This window comes from Escherichia sp. WS1450 (assembly GCF_046487395.1).
Taxonomy (GTDB): Bacteria; Pseudomonadota; Gammaproteobacteria; order Enterobacterales; family Enterobacteriaceae; genus Escherichia; species Escherichia coli.
This window is the reverse complement of the sequence record NZ_JBJQJO010000004.1, coordinates 92,299-115,262: the sequence shown is the minus strand read 5'-3', so window position 1 is coordinate 115,262 and position 22,964 is coordinate 92,299. Positions and strand designations below refer to the sequence as shown.

General features: G+C 50.3%; 19 protein-coding genes and 1 pseudogene. 15 read left to right on the top strand and 5 right to left on the bottom strand.

What is annotated here, in order from left to right; translation table 11 throughout:
* Positions 1–119: 119 nt before the first annotated feature.
* The gene (locus tag ACJHYR_RS06435) at positions 120–1,076 is read left to right on the top strand and encodes a VirK/YbjX family protein (protein WP_001355621.1); all 957 of its coding nucleotides are present in this window, start codon (positions 120–122) and stop codon (positions 1,074–1,076) included.
* On the opposite strand, the gene ACJHYR_RS06430 is transcribed toward ACJHYR_RS06435, so the two are convergent.
* Entirely contained in the window at positions 1,073–2,731 is a 1,659-nt protein-coding gene (locus ACJHYR_RS06430) for an ATP-dependent endonuclease (RefSeq protein WP_000599806.1), read from the bottom strand. The genes ACJHYR_RS06435 and ACJHYR_RS06430 overlap by 4 nt on opposite strands.
* A 425-nt stretch (positions 2,732–3,156) precedes the next feature.
* Between ACJHYR_RS06430 and aqpZ the strand changes: the two genes are divergently transcribed.
* From aqpZ to ACJHYR_RS06390, 8 genes are all read left to right on the top strand, one after another.
* Positions 3,157–3,852 (top strand): aquaporin Z, encoded by a 696-nt coding sequence (aqpZ, locus tag ACJHYR_RS06425; RefSeq protein ID WP_000488716.1) that lies wholly within the window; start codon positions 3,157–3,159, stop codon positions 3,850–3,852.
* 483 nt (positions 3,853–4,335) lie between these two features.
* Positions 4,336–5,235 carry an L-lysine exporter LysO gene (lysO, locus tag ACJHYR_RS06420; RefSeq protein WP_000491136.1) on the top strand — a complete coding sequence of 300 codons (900 nt, stop codon included), beginning with the start codon at positions 4,336–4,338 and terminating at the stop codon, positions 5,233–5,235.
* 143 nt (positions 5,236–5,378) lie between these two features.
* Entirely contained in the window at positions 5,379–7,031 is a 1,653-nt protein-coding gene (gene hcp / locus ACJHYR_RS06415; protein ID WP_000458817.1) for a hydroxylamine reductase, read from the top strand.
* Between the two features lie 11 nt (positions 7,032–7,042).
* The gene (hcr, locus tag ACJHYR_RS06410; protein WP_000178665.1) at positions 7,043–8,011 is read left to right on the top strand and encodes an NADH oxidoreductase; all 969 of its coding nucleotides are present in this window, start codon (positions 7,043–7,045) and stop codon (positions 8,009–8,011) included.
* A 132-nt stretch (positions 8,012–8,143) separates the two neighbouring features.
* Complete coding sequence (gene poxB / locus ACJHYR_RS06405) at positions 8,144–9,862, top strand: ubiquinone-dependent pyruvate dehydrogenase (RefSeq protein WP_000815339.1); 1,719 nt, start codon at positions 8,144–8,146, stop codon at positions 9,860–9,862.
* Positions 9,863–9,898: 36 nt separating this feature from the next.
* Entirely contained in the window at positions 9,899–10,900 is a 1,002-nt protein-coding gene (gene ltaE, locus ACJHYR_RS06400; RefSeq protein ID WP_001522745.1) for a low-specificity L-threonine aldolase, read from the top strand.
* A gap of 10 nt (positions 10,901–10,910) precedes the next feature.
* Complete coding sequence (locus ACJHYR_RS06395) at positions 10,911–12,341, top strand: SDR family oxidoreductase (RefSeq protein ID WP_033866869.1); 1,431 nt, start codon at positions 10,911–10,913, stop codon at positions 12,339–12,341.
* A gap of 98 nt (positions 12,342–12,439) precedes the next feature.
* Positions 12,440–13,453: an NAD-dependent epimerase/dehydratase family protein gene (locus ACJHYR_RS06390; protein ID WP_001305933.1), complete on the top strand. Its 1,014-nt coding sequence runs from the start codon at positions 12,440–12,442 to the stop codon at positions 13,451–13,453.
* Here ACJHYR_RS06390 and amiD read toward each other — a convergent pair.
* The 3 genes from amiD to ACJHYR_RS06375 form a co-directional block, all read right to left on the bottom strand.
* Positions 13,450–14,280, bottom strand: a complete 831-nt coding sequence (gene amiD / locus ACJHYR_RS06385) for an N-acetylmuramoyl-L-alanine amidase AmiD (RefSeq protein WP_001255153.1) — start codon at positions 14,278–14,280, stop codon at positions 13,450–13,452. The two genes, ACJHYR_RS06390 and amiD, sit on opposite strands and share 4 nt — an antisense overlap.
* Positions 14,277–14,600 carry a heavy metal-binding domain-containing protein gene (locus tag ACJHYR_RS06380; RefSeq protein ID WP_001160737.1) on the bottom strand — a complete coding sequence of 108 codons (324 nt, stop codon included), beginning with the start codon at positions 14,598–14,600 and terminating at the stop codon, positions 14,277–14,279. The genes amiD and ACJHYR_RS06380 overlap by 4 nt, the downstream gene beginning before the upstream one ends.
* A gap of 210 nt (positions 14,601–14,810) precedes the next feature.
* Entirely contained in the window at positions 14,811–16,580 is a 1,770-nt protein-coding gene (locus ACJHYR_RS06375) for a pentapeptide repeat-containing protein (protein WP_047663863.1), read from the bottom strand.
* A 644-nt stretch (positions 16,581–17,224) separates the two neighbouring features.
* On the opposite strand from ACJHYR_RS06375, the gene ACJHYR_RS06370 reads away from it, so the two are divergent.
* From ACJHYR_RS06370 to artJ, 6 genes are all read left to right on the top strand, one after another.
* Entirely contained in the window at positions 17,225–17,740 is a 516-nt protein-coding gene (locus tag ACJHYR_RS06370) for a lipoprotein (protein ID WP_001270657.1), read from the top strand.
* 217 nt (positions 17,741–17,957) lie between these two features.
* On the top strand, positions 17,958–18,686 hold the full coding sequence (gene artP, locus ACJHYR_RS06365; RefSeq protein WP_000027205.1) for an arginine ABC transporter ATP-binding protein ArtP: 729 nt from the start codon (positions 17,958–17,960) through the stop codon (positions 18,684–18,686).
* A gap of 17 nt (positions 18,687–18,703) precedes the next feature.
* Entirely contained in the window at positions 18,704–19,435 is a 732-nt protein-coding gene (gene artI / locus ACJHYR_RS06360; protein WP_000756575.1) for an arginine ABC transporter substrate-binding protein ArtI, read from the top strand.
* A 6-nt stretch (positions 19,436–19,441) separates the two neighbouring features.
* Complete coding sequence (gene artQ, locus ACJHYR_RS06355; RefSeq protein WP_001001687.1) at positions 19,442–20,158, top strand: arginine ABC transporter permease ArtQ; 717 nt, start codon at positions 19,442–19,444, stop codon at positions 20,156–20,158.
* Positions 20,158–20,826 carry an arginine ABC transporter permease ArtM gene (gene artM, locus ACJHYR_RS06350; RefSeq protein ID WP_000464491.1) on the top strand — a complete coding sequence of 223 codons (669 nt, stop codon included), beginning with the start codon at positions 20,158–20,160 and terminating at the stop codon, positions 20,824–20,826. The genes artQ and artM overlap by 1 nt, the downstream gene beginning before the upstream one ends.
* A 225-nt stretch (positions 20,827–21,051) precedes the next feature.
* The gene (gene artJ, locus ACJHYR_RS06345) at positions 21,052–21,783 is read left to right on the top strand and encodes an arginine ABC transporter substrate-binding protein ArtJ (protein ID WP_001295905.1); all 732 of its coding nucleotides are present in this window, start codon (positions 21,052–21,054) and stop codon (positions 21,781–21,783) included.
* A 28-nt stretch (positions 21,784–21,811) separates the two neighbouring features.
* Here the strand turns inward: artJ and rlmC are convergent.
* A pseudogene (gene rlmC, locus ACJHYR_RS06340) lies at positions 21,812–22,939 on the bottom strand (23S rRNA (uracil(747)-C(5))-methyltransferase RlmC).
* Positions 22,940–22,964 lie beyond the last annotated feature (25 nt).

The following is a 22,964-nucleotide window of genomic DNA, read 5'->3' as shown; positions in this document are numbered from 1 at the left end:
GGTCATTAACTTCAACGAAATATCAACAAAACCCTAAAATTTACGTTAGTAATCACACTATTGATGTTTGGTTAAGATACGCAATGGTGAAATCGACGTCATGTATAACCATTGATTTCATGAATATGTCGCAGCTAACTGAACGGACCTTTACGCCATCTGAATCTCTCAGCAGCCTGTCACTTTTTCTTAGTCTGGCACGTGGACAGTGTCGGCCGGGTAAATTCTGGCATCGCCGTAGTTTTCGCCAGAAATTTTTGCTGCGCTCGTTGATTATGCCGCGTTTAAGCGTTGAGTGGATGAACGAACTTTCCCACTGGCCTAATCTCAATGTGTTGTTAACGCGCCAGCCGCGACTGCCTGTGCGTCTGCATCGCCCTTACCTTGCGGCGAATCTTAGCCGTAAGCAATTGCTGGAGGCGTTACGTTACCATTATGCGTTACTCCGCGGGTGTATGTCGGCGGAAGAATTCAGCTTATATTTGAATACCCCCGGGCTGCAACTGGCGAAGCTGGAAGGCAAAAACGGCGAGCAGTTCACACTTGAGCTGACCATGATGATCTCAATGGATAAAGAAGGTGACAGCACAATCCTGTTCCGCAACAGCGAAGGTATTCCTCTGGCAGAGATCACGTTTACCCTGTGTGAATATCAGGGGAAAAGAACAATGTTTATTGGCGGACTGCAAGGCGCAAAATGGGAAATTCCACATCAGGAAATCCAGAATGCGACGAAAGCCTGCCACGGGCTATTTCCCAAACGCCTTGTGATGGAAGCAGCCTGTCTGTTTGCCCAACGTTTGCAGGTAGAGCAGATCATTGCCGTCAGCAATGAAACACATATTTACCGCAGCCTGCGTTATCGCGATAAAGAAGGCAAGATCCATGCTGATTACAACGCGTTCTGGGAGTCGGTTGGCGGCGTATGTGATGCTGAACGCCATTACCGCCTTCCGGCACAGATAGCACGAAAAGAGATTGCCGAAATCGCCAGTAAAAAACGGGCTGAATACCGTCGGCGCTATGAGATGCTCGACGCTATTCAGCCACAAATGGCCACGATGTTTCGCGGTTAATCCGCGCGACCGCGCGCCAGCCACAGCACGCGTGAGAACATTTTTTTCAGCAGCGTCGGTACGGAATCCACACCACGACGTCCTGCCTCCATTGCCACTTCAATGGCAAGATCGGGTTTGGAAGAGCGATGGATCGCTTTCGAGATAATTTTGCGCAGATTCATCGGTACATTTTCCGGGATTTGCGCCACGCGGTGGAACACATCGGAAAATCCCTGGCGATACATAAAATGTTCCATATCCAGCGCCGGTAACGCCGTTAAATGTTCTCGTTCGGCTTCCCGATCGTTATTCAACAGGCTGCGTACCGTAGCGGCATATTTCTTCCCTGCTTCATCGCCATCGACCAGTACATGCCATTCAATCCCCATTCGCCGGGCAAATTTAACCAGTGGCTTTAGCCCGGACTGGGCAAACTCAATGACCTTGATCCCTTCGGCATCAAAATGATGTCCGCACTGACGCGCCAGTTCATTGATAACCCAGGTTTCCGTTTCGCCTTCCACCAGCAGCCAGCAGCGTGCAAACAACGATGACGGACGATTAAAACGAATATGGAAAGAGATGCGTCGGCTATCTTCGGTACTCAAACCACTCGGCCCCAGACGCCAGGCGGCAACGCGCGAGGACTCACGTACCAGTCGGCAAACATGCTCTACCGGCGTTAACGAAAGCAACTCACCCGAGTTGGTGGTGGCAATGCGCTGCAATGGCAGAAGATTCAACAGATGCCAGGCAACTGAAAGCATAATGGGGTGTAAACGGGTTTCTGGATCTTCGATCAGCAACAATGGACGGGCGTCTTTATCCAGCCGCAATGTGCCTTTTGCCTGCAATAAAGTAGCAAACAGGCCGAGCAAAATAACCCGATACGAGCGCCCACCAGGTCGGTCAATCATCCTGTTGATGATATCCAGATAGCGCCAGCTTCGTTGCTCATTGCTGGCCCGCCGCCGCATTAAACGATATCGCGCCTGTCCGGCCCCCTGCTCAGAGAAATAATGCTCAAGCAGTTGCACCATTGCGGAAAGTCCCTGACGAATCTGCCCATCAGAGAGATTTTGCGGATGTGAGGATAACTCACGGGCGAGGAAATCGAGCTGGCGCGCGGTGACTTCCACATTAGGGACATTTGGCACCGTGCCGTTACGAATACGGCGCATAAAACGGGCATCACGCAAGCGCAGCACCGGCATTAAACGCACCAGATGGCGTGCCTGGTCGTTAATATCCTCGACATCAATCGGATGTCCGTCTTTATCGAGAAAACTGCGCAGTGTCATCACGCTGCCGTCTTCCGCACTCTCCCCTTCCAGACGATAAAAAATACGGTGATAGCCATCGGTGCATGGCGTCCAGCACGCTTCCAGCGGCCGATAGCGGCGAACCCGATGTCGGCCTGGCAGCGATTCGCGGAAGGTCAAAATAATATGCAGATGATGTTCTCGCCCGTTGATATCTCCCGGCGGGAACCAGAAATCGTCGCGCTCAAAATGGTAGAGATCTGATTCTGGCGATAGCAGCAGGGTTAAGGCGTCCAGCAAGCTGGATTTACCCCACGCGTTCTCCCCAATCAGGACGTTGTTTTGTTCCAGCATCAACGACAAACGGTTGATACCGCGAAAACCCACAATTTCAACGCGCTCAAGAATCATATCCCCTCCAGAAATATGTGACTTATCCTTTACGCTGGCAGTATAACGGGAAAGGCCATGCTAATACGTGATGACATCACATTTAAGCATGGCAAATGTCTGAAAAATGAGCGAATAATCGCGTTATACTCCCTCTTGCTGATAAGCCTGCAAAAACAACAAAATCAAATAATTAGCATGATAAATTATTTTTTATTACGCCTAAAGGATTAAATCTTTTGCTTGCACTACACTGTCAATCAGACAAATGACTATATGGGGCAACCCGCTGTTGCCCTAAATCAAATTTACTGGATTTATTTATCTGGTGAATGACTCGCCTTCGTTTTTAAAATAGCCGCGCATTATTTCCGTCGTCACTTTTTTACGACGACCCTATAAAACGACCATATTTTTCACAGGGTCAATTTTTAATTGAGGTGGATATGTTCAGAAAATTAGCAGCTGAATGTTTTGGTACTTTCTGGCTTGTTTTTGGTGGCTGTGGTAGTGCCGTACTGGCCGCAGGCTTCCCGGAATTAGGCATTGGTTTTGCCGGCGTGGCGCTGGCATTCGGTCTGACCGTTCTGACGATGGCCTTTGCTGTTGGTCATATTTCTGGTGGTCATTTTAACCCGGCGGTCACTATTGGTTTATGGGCTGGCGGACGTTTCCCGGCAAAAGAAGTCGTTGGCTACGTAATTGCCCAGGTTGTCGGCGGTATTGTTGCGGCGGCGCTGCTGTATTTAATTGCCAGTGGTAAAACAGGTTTTGACGCGGCAGCCAGCGGTTTTGCTTCTAACGGTTATGGCGAGCATTCGCCAGGCGGTTATTCCATGCTTTCCGCGCTGGTAGTTGAACTGGTATTGAGTGCAGGTTTCCTGCTGGTGATCCACGGCGCAACCGACAAATTCGCTCCTGCTGGTTTTGCGCCGATCGCTATTGGTCTGGCCTTAACCCTGATTCACTTAATCAGTATTCCGGTGACTAACACTTCTGTTAACCCGGCGCGCAGCACCGCGGTTGCTATCTTCCAGGGCGGCTGGGCATTAGAACAACTGTGGTTCTTCTGGGTGGTGCCAATTGTCGGCGGCATTATCGGTGGTCTGATTTACCGGACCCTGCTGGAAAAACGTAATTAATTAACGCAGAAGGCCTGGCGCAATGTCAGGCCTTTTTTAAATATATTGATTCATCTTCCTGTTGCGCTCCTTGATGTGTTAAGCCACATATAGTCACTGGCGCAGGGAGCGCGCAGGGGGCGGCCAATCGCCGCCGCCCCCTGCACCCCCGGGCTCTGGCGAACAAAATCGCCGCTGCGCGGTGCCCTCGACTTATCCCTTGCGGCTACCGGGTCGGGCGCGAGGTAACATCCCTGTAAAACGCGCCCTCAGCCCACATCCATGTGGGCTGCCCCGGCCTTCAGGGAACGCCTCGGCGATTTTGACGCCACCAACACCGGTGCGGTTTGTAATTAAAGCGCAAGAATATCTTTAAATGAAAATGAATACCCTACCGATCCTTATGCATAACATTTCCTTTTAATTGCAACTTTACTCGTCCTTCCGCTTTCAGTAGTGTGTCATCGCGCATTTCGACTTCATCTTTGCAAGGACTGGGTTTTCATGTTTTCTGGGCTGTTAATCATTCTGGTTCCCCTGATTGTGGGTTACCTCATTCCTCTTCGCCAAAAAGCTGCATTAAGAGTTATTAATCAGCTATTAAGCTGGATGGTTTACCTCATTCTCTTTTTTATGGGTATCAGTCTGGCGTTTCTCGATAACCTCGCCAGTAACCTGTTGGCGATTCTGCATTATTCTGCCGTCAGTATTACCGTTATTTTACTGTGTAATATTGCCGCCCTTATGTGGCTGGAACGAGGCCTGCCATGGCGCAATCACCATCAGCAAGAAAAACTCCCGTCGCGTATTGCGATGGCGCTGGAGTCGCTAAAACTGTGCGGCGTAGTAGTGATTGGTTTTGCCATTGGTCTGAGTGGACTGGCTTTCTTACAACACGCGACCGAAGCCAGTGAATACACCTTAATTCTGCTACTTTTCCTCGTCGGTATTCAGTTGCGCAATAATGGCATGACCTTAAAGCAGATTGTCCTTAATCGCCGGGGAATGATTGTCGCCGTGGTGGTGGTTGCCAGTTCATTAATTGGTGGTTTAATTAACGCCTTTATTCTTGATCTTCCCATCAATACCGCGCTGGCAATGGCCTCTGGTTTCGGCTGGTATTCTCTTTCCGGTATTTTATTGACCGAATCTTTTGGTCCGGTAATCGGGAGCGCGGCGTTTTTTAATGATCTGGCCCGTGAGCTGATTGCAATTATGTTGATCCCTGGGCTGATTCGCCGCAGCCGCTCTACCGCACTGGGCTTATGCGGTGCGACGTCGATGGATTTCACCCTGCCCGTTCTTCAACGTACTGGCGGGCTGGATATGGTCCCGGCGGCAATTGTTCACGGTTTTATTCTTAGCCTGTTAGTGCCGATCCTCATCGCCTTTTTCTCTGCGTAATACCTCTCTGGCGGTAGATCCCTGCCGCCAAAATTGCGCTAAATCAATCTCCCTTAAAGTTGCATGAAAAATCCCTTTTATCCCTGCGTTAAGCGTCTTAACCTTAAACATGTATATTAAATATAACTTTAAAAGGTGTGATCATGTTTTGTGTGCAATGTGAACAAACTATCCGTACTCCGGCAGGAAACGGCTGCTCATACGCGCAGGGGATGTGTGGTAAAACGGCGGAAACCTCTGACCTTCAGGATTTACTCATCGCGGCGCTGCAAGGGCTTTCGGCCTGGGCGGTAAAAGCGCGTGAATACGGCATCATCAACCACGATGTAGACAGCTTTGCGCCACGCGCATTTTTCTCAACCCTGACCAACGTTAACTTCGATTCTCCGCGTATAGTCGGCTACGCTCGTGAAGCGATTGCCCTGCGCGAGGCGCTGAAAGCACAATGCCTGGCTGTAGATGCCAACGCCCGCGTCGATAACCCGATGGCTGACCTGCAACTGGTGAGCGATGATCTTGGCGAGCTGCAACGTCAGGCAGCAGAATTTACCCCTAACAAAGATAAAGCGGCGATTGGCGAAAACATTCTCGGCCTGCGCCTGCTGTGCCTGTATGGCCTGAAAGGTGCGGCGGCCTATATGGAACACGCGCATGTTCTCGGTCAATACGACAACGATATTTATGCCCAGTACCATAAAATCATGGCGTGGCTGGGAACCTGGCCTGCCGATATGAACGCGCTTCTTGAGTGTTCAATGGAAATCGGCCAGATGAACTTCAAAGTGATGAGCATTCTGGACGCAGGCGAAACCGGTAAATACGGTCACCCGACCCCAACCCAGGTCAACGTCAAAGCGACGGCGGGTAAATGCATTCTGATTTCCGGTCACGATCTCAAAGATCTCTACAACCTGCTGGAACAGACCGAAGGCACGGGCGTTAATGTCTACACCCACGGCGAAATGCTGCCTGCGCATGGCTACCCGGAGCTGCGTAAATTCAAGCATCTGGTCGGTAACTACGGCAGCGGCTGGCAGAATCAGCAAGTGGAGTTCGCTCGTTTCCCTGGCCCCATCGTGATGACCTCGAACTGCATCATCGACCCAACCGTAGGCGCTTATGACGATCGTATCTGGACCCGCAGCATCGTTGGCTGGCCGGGTGTGCGTCATCTGGATGGCGAAGATTTCTCTGCGGTCATTGCCCAGGCGCAACAAATGGCAGGCTTCCCGTACAGCGAAATTCCGCACCTGATCACCGTGGGCTTTGGTCGTCAAACGCTGCTTGGCGCAGCGGATACGCTGATTGATCTGGTAAGCCGTGAAAAACTGCGTCATATCTTCCTGCTTGGCGGCTGTGACGGCGCACGCGGCGAGCGTCACTACTTCACCGATTTCGCCACCAGCGTGCCGGATGACTGCCTGATCCTCACTCTCGCCTGTGGTAAATATCGCTTTAACAAACTCGAGTTTGGCGATATCGAAGGTCTGCCGCGTCTGGTGGATGCTGGTCAGTGTAACGATGCTTACTCAGCAATTATTCTGGCGGTAACGCTGGCAGAAAAACTGGGCTGCGGTGTCAACGATCTGCCGCTGTCACTGGTGCTCTCCTGGTTTGAACAGAAAGCGATTGTCATTCTGCTGACACTGCTTTCTCTGGGTGTGAAAAATATCGTCACCGGCCCGACTGCACCTGGTTTCCTGACACCAGACCTGCTGGCGGTGCTGAACGAGAAATTCGGCCTGCGTTCTATCACCACTGTTGAAGAAGACATGAAGCAACTGTTGAGCGCGTAAGGAATTTGTCGATGACGATGCCAACGAATCAATGCCCGTGGCGGATGCAGGTTCATCACATTACGCAAGAAACGCCGGATGTGTGGACGATTTCCCTGATTTGCCACGATTACTACCCATATCGCGCCGGGCAATATGCACTGGTCAGCGTGCGTAACTCAGCGGAAACGCTGCGTGCTTACACCATTTCCTCCACGCCAGGCGTGAGTGAATACATCACCCTGACTGTGCGGCGGATTGATGACGGAGTCGGCTCCCAGTGGCTGACGCGCGATGTAAAACGCGGTGATTATCTCTGGCTTTCAGACGCAATGGGGGAATTTACCTGCGACGATAAAGCAGAAGATAAATTCCTGTTGCTGGCGGCAGGCTGCGGCGTCACGCCGATTATGTCGATGCGTCGCTGGCTGGCGAAGAACCGTCCGCAGGCCGATGTGCAGGTGATCTACAACATGCGTTCGCCGCAGGATGTTATTTTCGCCGATGAGTGGCGCAACTATCCGGTGACGCTGGTGGCAGAAAATAACGTTACCGAAGGCTTTATCGCTGGTCGTCTCACTCGCGAACTGCTGGCAGGTGTCCCTGACTTAGCTTCACGTACCGTGATGACCTGCGGCCCGGCTCCGTATATGGATTGGGTAGAGCAGGAAGTGAAAGCGCTCGGCGTGACGCGTTTCTTTAAAGAGAAATTCTTCACCCCAGTAGCGGAAGCGGCGACCAGCGGTCTGAAATTCACCAAACTGCAACCGGCACGAGAATTTTACGCCCCGGTTGGCACCACGCTACTGGAGGCGCTGGAAAGCAATAAAGTTCCGGTTGTCGCTGCCTGCCGTGCGGGTGTTTGCGGCTGCTGTAAGACGAAAGTGGTTTCCGGTGAATATACGGTGAGCAGCACAATGACGCTGACCGACGCCGAAATCGCTGAAGGTTACGTGCTGGCCTGCTCCTGCCATCCGCAGGGAGATTTGGTTCTCGCATAATCGCCTTATGCCCGATGATATTCCTTTCATCGGGCTATTTAACCGTTAGTGCCTCCTTTTTCTCCCATCCCTTCCCCCTCCGTCAGATGAACTAAACTTGTAACCGTTATCACATTCAGGAGATGGAGAACCATGAAACAAACGGTTGCAGCTTATATCGCCAAAACACTCGAATCGGCAGGCGTGAAACGCATCTGGGGAGTCACGGGCGACTCTCTGAACGGTCTTAGTGACAGTCTTAATCGCATGGGCACCATCGAGTGGATGTCCACCCGCCATGAAGAAGTGGCGGCCTTTGCCGCTGGCGCTGAAGCACAACTTTCAGGAGAACTGGCGGTCTGTGCCGGATCGTGCGGCCCCGGAAACCTGCACTTAATCAACGGCCTGTTCGATTGCCACCGCAATCACGTTCCGGTACTGGCGATTGCCGCTCATATTCCCTCCAGCGAAATTGGCAGCGGCTATTTCCAGGAAACCCACCCACAAGAGTTATTCCGCGAATGTAGTCACTATTGCGAGCTGGTTTCCAGCCCAGAGCAGATCCCACAAGTGCTGGCGATTGCCATGCGCAAAGCGGTGCTTAACCGTGGCGTTTCCGTTGTCGTGTTACCGGGCGACGTGGCGTTAAAACCTGCGCCAGAAGGGGCAACCTCGCACTGGTATCATGCGCCACAGCCAGTCGTGACGCCGGAAGAAGAAGAGTTACGCAAACTGGCGCAACTGCTGCGTTATTCCAGCAATATCGCCCTGATGTGTGGCAGCGGCTGCGCGGGGGCGCATAAAGAGTTAGTTGAGTTTGCCGGGAAAATTAAAGCGCCTATTGTTCATGCCCTGCGCGGTAAAGAACATGTCGAATACGATAATCCGTATGATGTCGGAATGACGGGATTAATTGGCTTCTCGTCAGGTTTCCATACCATGATGAACGCCGACACGTTAGTGCTACTCGGTACTCAGTTCCCCTACCGCGCCTTCTACCCGACCGATGCCAAAATCATTCAGATTGATATCAACCCAGCCAGCATCGGCGCTCACAGCAAGGTGGATATGGCACTGGTCGGCGATATCAAGTCGACTCTGCGTGCATTGCTGCCATTGGTGGAAGAAAAAGCCGATCGCAAGTTTCTGGATAAAGCGCTGGAAGATTACCGCGACGCCCGCAAAGGGCTGGACGATTTAGCTAAACCGAGCGAGAAAGCCATTCACCCGCAATATCTGGCGCAGCAAATTAGTCATTTTGCCGCCGATGACGCCATCTTTACCTGTGACGTTGGTACGCCAACGGTGTGGGCGGCACGTTATCTGAAAATGAACGGCAAGCGTCGTCTGTTAGGTTCGTTTAACCACGGTTCGATGGCTAACGCCATGCCGCAGGCGTTGGGTGCGCAGGCAACCGAGCCGGAACGTCAGGTGGTCGCCATGTGCGGCGATGGCGGTTTTAGCATGTTGATGGGCGATTTCCTCTCAGTAGTGCAGATGAAACTGCCGGTGAAAATTATCGTCTTTAATAACAGCGTGCTGGGCTTTGTGGCGATGGAGATGAAAGCCGGAGGCTACCTGACAGACGGTACTGAGCTGCACGACACCAACTTTGCCCGCATTGCCGAAGCGTGCGGAATTACGGGTATTCGCGTGGAAAAAGCCTCTGAAGTCGATGAAGCCCTGCAACGCGCCTTTTCCATCGACGGTCCGGTGCTGGTGGATGTGGTGGTCGCCAAAGAAGAATTAGCCATTCCACCGCAGATCAAACTCGAACAGGCCAAAGGTTTCAGCCTGTATATGCTGCGCGCAATCATCAGCGGACGCGGCGATGAAGTGATCGAACTGGCGAAAACAAACTGGCTAAGGTAAAAAGGGTGGCATTTCCCGTCATAATAAGGACATGCCATGATTGATTTACGCAGTGATACCGTTACCCGACCGAGCCGCGCCATGCTCGAAGCGATGATGGCCGCCCCGGTTGGGGACGACGTTTACGGAGACGACCCTACCGTTAATGCTCTGCAGGACTATGCAGCAGAGCTTTCCGGTAAAGAAGCCGCCATTTTTCTGCCTACCGGCACTCAGGCCAACCTGGTCGCTCTGCTCAGTCACTGTGAACGCGGCGAAGAGTATATTGTCGGTCAGGCCGCGCATAACTATCTGTTTGAAGCCGGTGGCGCGGCGGTGCTGGGCAGTATTCAACCGCAACCCATCGACGCGGCTGCCGACGGCACGCTACCGCTGGATAAAGTGGCGATGAAAATCAAACCCGACGATATCCATTTCGCCCGCACCAAATTACTCAGTCTGGAAAACACCCACAACGGCAAAGTGCTGCCGCGGGAATACCTGAAAGAAGCATGGGAATTTACTCGCGAGCGCAATCTGGCGCTGCATGTTGACGGTGCGCGCATCTTTAATGCCATCGTGGCTTATGGCTGCGAACTAAAAGAGATCACGCAATATTGTGATTCGTTCACCATTTGTCTGTCGAAAGGTCTTGGTACGCCAGTCGGTTCGTTACTGGTCGGTAACCGTGACTACATTAAACGTGCAATTCGCTGGCGGAAAATGACCGGTGGCGGGATGCGCCAGTCCGGCATTCTGGCAGCCGCCGGGATGTATGCGCTGAAAAATAACGTCGCACGCTTGCAGGAAGATCATGACAATGCCGCCTGGATGGCGGAGCAGTTGCGTGAAGCAGGCGCGGATGTGATGCGTCAGGACACCAATATGCTGTTTGTTCGCGTCGGGGAAGAAAATGCTGCCGCGTTAGGCGAATACATGAAAGCGAGAAACGTGCTGATTAACGCCTCGCCGATTGTCCGCCTGGTGACGCATCTCGACGTCTCGCGCGAGCAACTGGCTGAAGTCGCCGCCCACTGGCGCGCATTCCTGGCGCGTTAAGGAGGGAGACGTGCCGCAACGCATTTTAGTTCTCGGTGCCAGTGGCTACATTGGTCAGCATCTGGTGCGAACTCTCAGCCAGCAAGGGCATCAGATCCTGGCGGCGGCACGTCATGTCGACAGGCTTGCAAAGCTGCAACTGGCAAACGTCAGTTGCCATAAAGTCGATCTCAGCTGGCCGGATAACCTTCCGGCCCTGTTACAGGATATCGATACCGTCTATTTTCTGGTGCACAGCATGGGCGAAAGCGGCGATTTTATCGCTCAGGAGCGCCAGGTGGCTCTCAACGTCCGCGATGCGCTACGTGAAGTACCAGTTAAGCAATTAATCTTTCTCAGTTCGTTGCAGGCCCCGCCACATGAGCAGTCGGATCATCTGCGTGCTCGTCAGGCTACGGCGGACATTCTTCGTGAAGCGAATGTACCAGTGACCGAACTGCGGGCCGGAATTATCGTTGGCGCAGGTTCAGCGGCGTTCGAAGTCATGCGCGATATGGTCTACAACCTGCCAGTGTTAACGCCGCCACGCTGGGTACGTTCACGCACCACGCCCATCGCGCTGGAAAACTTGCTGCACTATCTGGTGGCGCTGTTAGACCATCCAGCCAACGAACACCGCATCTTCGAAGCCGCCGGACCAGAGGTGCTCAGTTATCAGCAACAGTTTGAACATTTTATGGCGGTGAGCGGTAAGCGTCGCTGGTTGATCCCCATCCCCTTTCCGACCCGCTGGATTTCGGTGTGGTTTCTCAATGTGATTACTTCCGTACCGCCCACCACCGCCAAAGCGTTGATTCAGGGGCTGAAACACGATCTGCTGGCAGATGACACCGCGTTACGTGCACTCATCCCACAACGGCTGATCGCTTTCGATGACGCGGTACGTCGCACCCTGAAAGAAGAAGAAAAGCTGGTCAACTCCAGCGACTGGGGCTACGACGCTCAGGCCTTTGCCCGCTGGCGACCGGAGTACGGTTATTTCGCCAAACAGGCGGGGTTTACCGTTAAAACGTCCGCCAGCCTTGCGGCTTTATGGCAGGTGGTGAATCAAATCGGCGGTAAAGAGCGTTATTTCTTTGGCAATATTTTGTGGCAAACCCGGGCGTTGATGGACCGCGCGATCGGTCATAAGCTGGCGAAAGGCCGCCCGGAGCGTGAATATTTGCAGACCGGCGATGCGGTGGATAGCTGGAAAGTGATTGTCGTTGAACCGGAAAAACAACTTACGCTGTTATTTGGCATGAAAGCGCCGGGGCTGGGACGACTGTGTTTTACCCTGGAAGATAAAGGTGACTATCGTACTATCGATGTTCGCGCATTCTGGCATCCGCACGGTATGCCGGGGCTGTTTTACTGGTTATTGATGATCCCCGCGCATCTGTTTATTTTTCGCGGAATGGCAAAACGAATCGCCAGACTGGCAGAACAAAGCACAGATTAATCGACAAAACCTGCGTTATTCTTTCATGTTTCCCATTGCATCATGGGGGAAATCACGGAAGAATGCGCACGTTATTTTCTCAACAACAGTGGATTGATATGAAGGTACTGGTTACCGGCGCCACCAGCGGCTTAGGTCGAAACGCGGTAGAGTTTTTATGCCAGAAAGGCATCAGCGTGCGAGCGACCGGTCGCAACGAGGCAATGGGTAAATTGCTGGAAAAAATGGGCGCAGAGTTTGTTCCGGCGGATCTGACCGAGCTGGTCTCATCACAAGCTAAAGTGATGCTCGCGGGCATTGATACGCTGTGGCACTGCTCCAGCTTTACCTCGCCCTGGGGGACACAACAGGCTTTCGATCTGGCTAACGTTCGCGCCACTCGCCGCCTGGGTGAATGGGCTGTCGCCTGGGGTGTGCGTAACTTTATTCATATCTCTTCCCCCTCCCTGTACTTCGATTATCACCACCATCGCGATATTAAAGAAGATTTTCGCCCTCACCGCTTTGCCAACGAGTTTGCCCGCAGCAAAGCAGCCAGCGAAGAAGTGATCAATATGCTTTCGCAGGCGAATCCACAAACGCGCTTTACTATTCTGCGCCCACAAAGTCTGTTCGGACCGCACGATAAAGTCTTTATCCCCCGTCTGGCGCATATGATGCACCACTACGGCAGCATTCTGTTACCGCACGGCGGCAGTGCGCTGGTCGATATGACCTACTATGAAAATGCCGTGCACGCCATGTGGCTGGCAAGCCAGGAAGCCTGCGATAAGCTACCTTCCGGGCGTGTGTACAACATCACCAACGGCGAGCATCGCACACTGCGCAGCATCGTGCAGAAGCTGATCGACGAGTTGAATATTGACTGTCGTATTCGTTCCGTCCCCTACCCGATGCTGGATATGATCGCCCGCAGCATGGAGCGTTTAGGCCGCAAGTCAGCAAAAGAGCCGCCGCTGACCCACTACGGCGTCTCCAAGTTGAATTTTGACTTTACGCTGGATATTACGCGTGCGCAGGAAGAGTTAGGTTATCAACCAGTCCTCACCCTGGATGAAGGTATCGAGAAAACTGCCGCCTGGCTACGCGACCACGGAAAACTGCCGCGCTAATCCTGCCCGTATTTCTCCAGCAACGCTTCGGCAATCGCCTGAGTTTCTGCATCCGCTTCGCCGTTGTATAACGTCGGGCGGAAATGCATCTGGAACGCCATAATCACGCGCCGCTGCTCGCGCGGTGTCATATCAGGTTTAACGTCATAACCGTAGCGCGCCAAAAGCTCCAGCAATGATGCGGTATCTACCGGTGTGTGCGGCGCGCGCCCGGCAAGGTAAAAGTTCACCCGCTGCGCATCCGGCCAGGCACCAATCCCCTGCTGCGCCAGTTGTTGCCAGGGGAATAACGGCCCCGGATCGTCTTTGCGCTGCGGCGCAATATCCGCATGCGCCACTACGTTTTCCGGCTTGATGTGATAACGGGCAATAATATCTTTCGCCAGCGGAATAAGCGCCTGAATCTGTGCCTGTTCAAACGGGGCAAAATATTTAACTCCGGCTGATTTCTGCCAGCCACGGTTTTCCAGCTCAATGCCAATAGAGGTGTCGTTAAGGCGCGTTGCCCCGCGCCAGGCGCTAATCCCCGCATGCCAGGCCAGCTCCTGTTCCGGCACCAGTTGCCAGATGCGCGGTTTACCGTTGTATCGCGGTGGCACAGCAGGCACCAGATAATGCGAACTGACCTGCTTATCGGTCAGTGTCGCCAGCGAGCTATCAAAATCATCTGCGGTGTAGTGGATCACCAGCACTTTAATGCGCGGATACGCCGCCTGCGCCTGGCGTCGGGTATCAAGCTGATATCCCTCTTTCTCGACAATGCCTTTTTCGCCTGCACACCCTGCCAGTAACAGAGCGACAGCGATCAGCCAGAAGACTCTTCTCATCGACGCGTTTTCACCGCCGTACCGCTGACGCTAACCATCAGCATACTGCCGTTTTGCCCGACCGTTTCGTAGTCGATATCAATACCAACCACGGCATCGGCCCCCAGTGCCCGCGCCTGGGAGCCTAGTTCCTCAAAGGCGATCTCCCGCGCTTTACGTAGCTCTTTTTCGTAGGCACCGGAGCGTCCGCCAACGATATCGCGGATACCGGCAAAGAAATCACGGAAAATATTGGCACCTAAAATCGCTTCGCCGGTCACCACACCGCAATATTCGACGATGGTCTGGCCTTCCAGAGTTGGGGTTGTAGAAAATTGCATGATCGATCTCCTTGTTTGTTAAGCCTTCGATCTCTAAAGCATTATCGGACTGATATGCCATGTTGGGAAGAAGGTTTTGATCAGTTTAGGAAATCATCTCATTGTGTCAAAAACACCCACTTAAGTCTTTACGATTATCCGTTGCATAACCCGATATTGGTTTCATTATAGGGTACCGCTTACCTGTCTTATTATGTTGCACCAACAACATTAATGAGCGGAAAGAGGCAACTTATATTGTAAATGACTCCTAAAGTCTTCCCCATCTTGTGACTGAGGTATATACCTCTGGATTGCTTTTTGGTCAGACGCCGCAAAACAAGAAAGTAATAAGATCTCAATGCTTTTGTCATTAATATAAGCGAAGATCATTCTTGCAAATTCGTAAATAAACGCCCGATCCTGAGCGCTTAATAGTTTAATGCAATATTTATTCTTAAGAGAGAAAATAATTTCAAGGAAAGCATCCGCAGCAACCTTCACGTTATTCCCGGCGCTCATATTATATATATCCCTTGCACAGATAGAGTACAGAGATAGTAAACAGCCATACAAATAATCATTTATTAACTCTTTTGTCCATTTTACTGGCAACCATGGTTTTATCTTGACACCATGCATACTACAGTCATGAAAAAGACATTTGCTGAAATTAACTCTTATCATATCAACATTAAAAAAATGGCAATTAATAAATTTTAAAGAATGAGTATTTACGTTGTTAATTTTAACAGATCTAAACGAAACATTTTTGAATACATTGTTTACTATATTGCTATTTGTTATTTTAACATCACCTAAACTGCCGTTTTCAAAACAACATTTTTTCAATATGCTTTCATTCACAACAGTGTGTGATAAGTAGAGATTACTTATGTTTTGCTTTATTAATGCCACGTCATTAAAATGACTATATTTAATGAAACAACCATCATTGAGTAGTGTTTTAAGATTGACTAAATTACTTGCATCTTCACGTACCATCGTGGCAACTGGAACAGGCAGAGACATGAAAACTTCTTCATTCACCATCAAGTGGATCATGCATTGCGTTCCCTTTGTCATATCCACACTTATGCTACAAATATCGTTGTAATGCGAAGAGTGCATTTCAGGAAACAAATTAAACACGGTATCTTGAAAGGCACTAAATCGTGTTAATAAATCCTGATAATGAACAGGTTTTGTTTCAAAATTATCATCAGCAAATCCAAGCACTATTGCATGCTCTACATCTAACGCAGTTTCAAATGACTCTTCTTCTGTAAAATCATTATTTAAAACCTCACCTGACGTATTATCACTGTCATAAAAAGTGCTCATCAATGCGATATTGTTTGTTACAGCGTCTTTTGCGATATTCTCACTAATTGCATATCGCCTGCTATAATCATAAAAATGAATAAACGCATCCTTTATAAAGGATATATATTGCTCTTTGTTAAAGTCAATACGACTGTATAATTTTTCAAAAATCACATTCGCAATCTTACTACCCATAGTATGCCTGTATAATAATGGGTGCAATTCAATCGTAAAATACTTGTCTAATTGATGTTGTAATTTATTCTCATAGTCCAGTGGGAAAAGAAATTTTTGTCTTTCAAGTTTTCCATTCGATATATTACGTATTCCAATGGTAATTCTTTCATTACCCACTTTTATTTCAACTTCGTTATCTTCTGATTTGCCAAGATATTTTTTAACATCAATCTCGAAAGCATTACTAAAAAATATATTAAATTGATAATTCGCTGATGGAATATTTTCCGCTAGCAACTCATCATTTTTTATGAGATCACTATCAGCATTTATTGCTAATATCAGATGCAAGTAGATGGTGTCCCATGTAGACAACTCACCCTTACGACTGGAATTTAATATCGCGAAAAATTCCCTCAGTGAATCGAGGAAATTATCACTTTGATTCAGTTGTGTGCCTGGAAATGATGATGCTTGATCAGATATATTGTTTATCATATTAAAAATCACCCAAGGGAAAAGATATTCCACTGAACTCCTCGTGCTTTATTATAAAAGCACAACGCATTTATACTCATATTAATTAACGAAATACTGATACAGTTTGATTTATTCTTCACTCAAACTCATTAGCTTAAATTCTTTACCCACAACTGTAGCATATATAATATTATCAAAAGTCAAAGCTGGGACTATCAAATTTCGCTCATTTTCAAAAATACAATATAATTTTAGCAATCATCTTAATCGCAGGATCTCTTATTGCATGTGAAAAATTCTGTAATGATTAGACAATAACCGCGTTCATTTATCACGCGTTATAAATGTGAAACTGGCTTCTTGCAGATGCTCTTAACCTCTACAGGAGGATTTATCCCGCCATTTCAGAACTATCACATTTACCTTAAATGATCATTTCAGCCATATAACACGCTCAACCTCACAAATGGTTTACACTGTCTATTGTTTGAGTAATTTAAGTAAGTCAGCTACGAGCAACCTTGAGTGGGTAGCCAGCAATGGACTCAAACCTAATCAGGTGTTCAGATTGTTTCAGAATTGTACTAAAAACAATGTATTAAATAATCTGATAGTGTTTGGTCGTAGTGTGACACAGACAGCAAGCTAATAAGGAAATGATTATGCGCTACCGTTCACTATCTCTACTTATTCCATGTGCACTGCTGCTGAGTGCCTGTACCACCGTCACGCCAGCTTATAAAGATAACGGCCCCCGCACCGGTTCCTGTGTCCAGGGTGGCCCTGACAGCGTGGCTCAACAATTCTATGACTACCGCATTCAACATCGCAGCAATGACATTACCGCCCTGCGCCCCTATTTGAGTGACAAACTGGCAACCCTACTTAGCGATGCCAGCCGCGATAATAGTCATCGTGAATTGTTAAGCAGCGATCCGTTCTCCAGTCGAACCACCTTGCCAGACAGCGCCCACGTTGCCAGTGCATCGACTATCCCTAATCGTGATGCCCGTAACATTCCATTGCGCGTGGATCTCAAACAGGGTGACCAAGGATGGCAGGATGAAGTGTTAATGATTCAGGAAGGCCAGTGTTGGGTCATCGACGATGTGCGCTACTTAGGCGGTAGCGTTCACGCCACAGCGGGTACGCTCCGTCAGTCCATCGAGAATCGCTAAAGCCTTGATCAACCAATAAACCCCGTAAATTGTCCGGCATTTCGTGAGGAATGCCGACATTTATGCTCGCCGACCACCGCCCCCGTTATTTTGTGCTATGTTTATTGAATAATGCGCTTTGCTTTTAACTTTTAAAGCAGAAATATTGCATAATTATTCTGTCAAAGGTACTATCTTCGACCTCAATAGCTATCAGACTGCCAGTATACGAGTGTCAATGAGTATTCAATTAAACGGCATTAATTGCTTCTACGGCGCGCATCAGGCGCTGTTCGATATCACGCTGGATTGCCCACAGGGCGAAACGCTGGTGTTACTTGGCCCCAGCGGCGCGGGTAAAAGCTCGCTGCTGCGTGTACTCAATCTGCTTGAGATGCCGCGCTCCGGTACGCTCAACATTGCAGGCAACCATTTCGATTTCACCAAAACACCCTCTGACAAAGCGATTCGCGATTTGCGTCGTAACGTTGGCATGGTGTTTCAGCAATACAACCTGTGGCCGCATCTGACCGTGCAGCAAAACCTGATTGAAGCGCCCTGCCGTGTACTGGGGTTGAGCAAAGATCAGGCGCTGGCCCGTGCAGAAAAACTGCTGGAACGTCTGCGTCTCAAACCTTATAGCGATCGTTACCCGCTGCATCTTTCTGGTGGTCAGCAGCAGCGTGTTGCTATTGCCCGTGCGTTGATGATGGAACCGCAGGTACTGCTGTTCGATGAACCGACCGCCGCACTGGACCCGGAAATTACGGCACAAATCGTCAGCATCATTCGTGAGTTGGCAGAAACGAATATTACCCAGGTGATCGTCACCCACGAAGTTGAAGTGGCGCGTAAAACCGCCAGCCGAGTGGTGTATATGGAAAACGGTCATATCGTAGAACAAGGCGACGCGAGCTGCTTTACCGAGCCGCAAACCGAAGCATTTAAAAACTATCTCTCTCACTAATATTCGGGATAACAACAATGAAAAAAGTTCTGATTGCCGCGTTAATTGCAGGTTTTAGTCTTTCCGCCACAGCTGCCGAAACCATTCGTTTTGCTACCGAAGCCTCCTATCCTCCGTTTGAATCGATTGATGCAAACAACCAGATCGTTGGTTTTGACGTCGACCTGGCACAGGCGCTGTGTAAAGAGATTGATGCAACCTGTACTTTCTCTAACCAGGCGTTTGACAGCCTGATCCCAAGCCTGAAATTCCGTCGCGTAGAAGCAGTGATGGCGGGCATGGATATCACTCCGGAGCGTGAAAAGCAGGTGCTGTTTACCACGCCGTACTATGACAACTCTGCCCTGTTTGTGGGTCAGCAAGGCAAATACACCAGTGTTGATCAGCTGAAAGGCAAAAAAGTCGGCGTTCAGAACGGGACGACACACCAGAAGTTCATTATGGATAAGCACCCGGAAATCACCACCGTTCCGTATGACAGCTACCAGAACGCAAAACTGGATCTGCAAAACGGTCGTATCGACAGCGTATTCGGTGACACTGCAGTGGTCACCGAGTGGCTGAAAGACAACCCGAAACTGGCGGCAGTGGGCGATAAAGTGACCGATAAAGATTATTTCGGTACTGGCCTCGGCATCGCGGTACGTCAGGGCAACACTGAACTGCAGCAGAAACTCAACACTGCGCTGGAAAAAGTGAAGAAAGATGGCACTTACGAAACCATCTACAACAAATGGTTCCAGAAGTAATTCCTGATGAATGAATTTTTTCCTTTAGCAAGCGCCGCCGGGATGACCGTCGGCCTTGCCGTTTGTGCATTGATTGTCGGGCTGGCGCTGGCGATGTTCTTTGCGGTATGGGAGTCGGCAAAATGGCGTCCTGTCGCGTGGGCAGGTTCAGCGCTGGTAACCATTCTGCGTGGCCTGCCAGAAATTCTGGTGGTGCTGTTTATCTATTTTGGCTCCTCGCAGCTGCTGCTGACGCTTTCGGATGGCTTCACTATCAATCTTGGGTTCGTGCAGATCCCGGTGCAGATGGACATTGAGAACTTCGACGTTAGCCCGTTCCTTTGTGGTGTCATCGCTCTGTCGCTGCTGTATGCCGCCTATGCCTCGCAAACGCTGCGCGGCGCGTTGAAAGCGGTGCCGATGGGTCAGTGGGAATCCGGCCAGGCGCTGGGGCTGTCGAAATCGGCTATCTTTTTCCGTCTGGTGATGCCGCAGATGTGGCGTCATGCGCTGCCTGGCCTCGGTAACCAGTGGCTGGTGCTGCTGAAAGATACCGCGCTGGTCAGTTTGATTAGTGTGAATGATTTAATGCTACAAACCAAAAGCATTGCTACTCGTACCCAGGAACCGTTTACCTGGTACATTGTGGCGGCGGCGATTTACCTGGTGATCACCCTGCTCAGTCAGTACATTCTCAAACGCATTGACCTGCGCGCGACACGTTTTGAGCGGAGGCCTGGCTAATGTTTGAGTATTTACCCGAACTGATGAAAGGGCTGCACACCAGCCTGACGCTAACCGTTGCCTCGCTGATTGTGGCACTGATTCTGGCGTTGATTTTTACCATCATCCTGACGCTGAAAACGCCGGTACTGGTGTGGCTTGTGCGGGGTTATATCACGCTGTTTACCGGTACGCCGCTGCTGGTGCAGATCTTCCTGATTTATTATGGGCCGGGCCAGTTCCCGACGTTGCAGGAGTATCCGGCACTGTGGCATCTGTTGTCAGAACCGTGGTTATGTGCGCTGATTGCGTTGTCGCTGAACAGTGCAGCGTATACCACGCAGCTGTTTTACGGTGCCATTCGTGCGATCCCGGAAGGTCAGTGGCAGTCCTGTAGCGCCCTGGGAATGAGCAAAAAAGATACGCTGGCGATCCTGCTGCCGTATGCCTTTAAACGCTCGCTCTCTTCTTATTCCAACGAAGTGGTGCTAGTGTTCAAAAGTACCTCTCTGGCTTACACCATTACGCTGATGGAAGTGATGGGATACAGCCAGTTGTTGTACGGACGCACCTACGATGTCATGGTGTTCGGTGCGGCAGGGATTATTTACCTGGTCGTCAACGGCCTGCTGACGCTGATGATGCGTCTGATCGAGCGCAAAGCACTGGCATTCGAACGGCGGAATTAATGTAGCTGCGTGCTGATGCCGGATGCGTCGTGGACGTCTTACCCGACCTGCATAGTGCATAAATTCTTATAATGAAGACGGACAACCCACTAAGTTGTCCGTCTTTTTTTATTCCATGTAAATTATTTAATCATATTTATTGCATATAAATTCACTTGATGGCATTGTTATCCCATGCCGCAGACACGGCTAAAAATCATAAGATTGACAGACGGGAGTTCCATCATGAAAAAGTTAGTTCTTGCCGCTTTACTTGCTTCCTTTACTTTCGGTGCTTCTGCCGCAGAGAAAATCAATTTTGGCGTTTCAGCCACCTATCCACCCTTTGAATCTATAGGTGCTAATAATGAGATTGTCGGCTTTGATATCGATCTGGCAAAAGCCTTGTGCAAACAAATGCAGGCAGAATGTACTTTTACTAATCACGCGTTCGACAGCCTGATCCCGTCACTGAAATTCAGAAAATATGACGCCGTAATCTCCGGTATGGATATCACCCCGGAGCGTAGCAAACAGGTATCGTTTACCACGCCCTACTATGAAAACTCAGCCGTCGTGATTGCCAAAAAAGATACCTACAAAACGTTTGCCGATCTGAAAGGCAAACGTATTGGGATGGAAAACGGTACTACGCACCAGAAATATATTCAGGATCAGCACCCGGAAGTGAAAACTGTCTCCTATGACAGTTATCAGAATGCCTTTATCGATCTGAAAAATGGTCGTATTGATGGGGTATTTGGTGACACAGCGGTGGTTAATGAATGGCTGAAAACCAACCCGCAACTGGGCGTTGCGACTGAAAAAGTGACCGATCCGCAATACTTCGGCACCGGCCTGGGTATCGCTGTACGTCCGGATAACAAAGCTCTGCTGGAAAAACTGAATAACGCGCTGGCAGCAATTAAAGCTGACGGTACATATCAGAAAATCAATGACCAGTGGTTCCCACAGTAAGATTCAGAAAGCCGCACCTGCGGCTTTTTTATTGCTTCACCAGCAGCGTCAGCACTTCATAGTGCGCGGTGTGCGGGAACATATCAAAAAGCTGTACCCGTTCGATGCGGTAACCTGGCAGTTCGCGGATATCTTTCGCCATGGTTTGGGCGTTACAGCTGGAGTAGATAATAAAACGCGGTGCCATCGTTGAGAGATAATCACATAGCGGTTTACCAATGCCGCGGCGCGGCGGGTTAACCAGCACCAGCTCCGGCACTTCCCCCTGGGCGGTGGCAAACTGAGTGGAGTCCAGCGCCTGAAATTGTAAACGCGTTAAGCCCAGTTCAGCGGCTGACTGCTTTGCACAGGCAATGGCCTCTGGCGCAATTTCGATCCCGGTTAACTGCATGTCAGGCGTCGCGCAGTGTAAACCAAAGCCCCCCACACCGCAGAACAGATCCCACATATGTTTAACCGGCAGCTGTCGTACCCAGTCGCGCGCGGTGGCGTACAACTGGCTGGCGACCGCCGGATTAGTCTGGAAGAAACTTTGCGGACGGATCCACAGCGGTACGTCATTAAAACGCTCCGCCAGCGACTGTTGTTCCGTCAGGTAGATCTCCGTCTCCCCTTCCATAATCGCCATATGTACCGGCTGAATATTGACGGTAATAACTTTCAGCTGCGGTAGTTGTTCCTGTAACCACGGCAGCGCCTTACGCAGTTGCGCCAGTTTGGTTTCAGAACGCAGTACAAAGCGCAGCATCATACCGCCATCGCTCTAGCTTTCGGTCAGCAGAATGTATTTCAGTTCGCCACGCTTACGCGCCACGTTGTAGGGCGTTAACCCCGCTCGGGCGATAAACGGTTTTAGCGCCGCAAAAACGGGCGCAAATGAGGCAGGATAAAGCGGGCAGTCACAAAGGTCTTCCGGTGTGCCGTCTCGATGCAGCATACCGAGCAGTGGTTTTTCAACGCTACCACTCACCACCATTTTGGCTTTATTACGAAACCCTTGTTCCGGGCCTGACACTGGCGCACACCATTCCCCAACCGGAAAATCGGCGAGCAGATTTTTAAGATCGGCGGTTTTAGCGGAGAGTTGCTCAGGAATCGGCTGCGTTATCCACTGACAGGAACGACAGCGACCCGCGTCGTAAAGTGCGCACTGCATACATTGACCTTCACATCATCAGGGG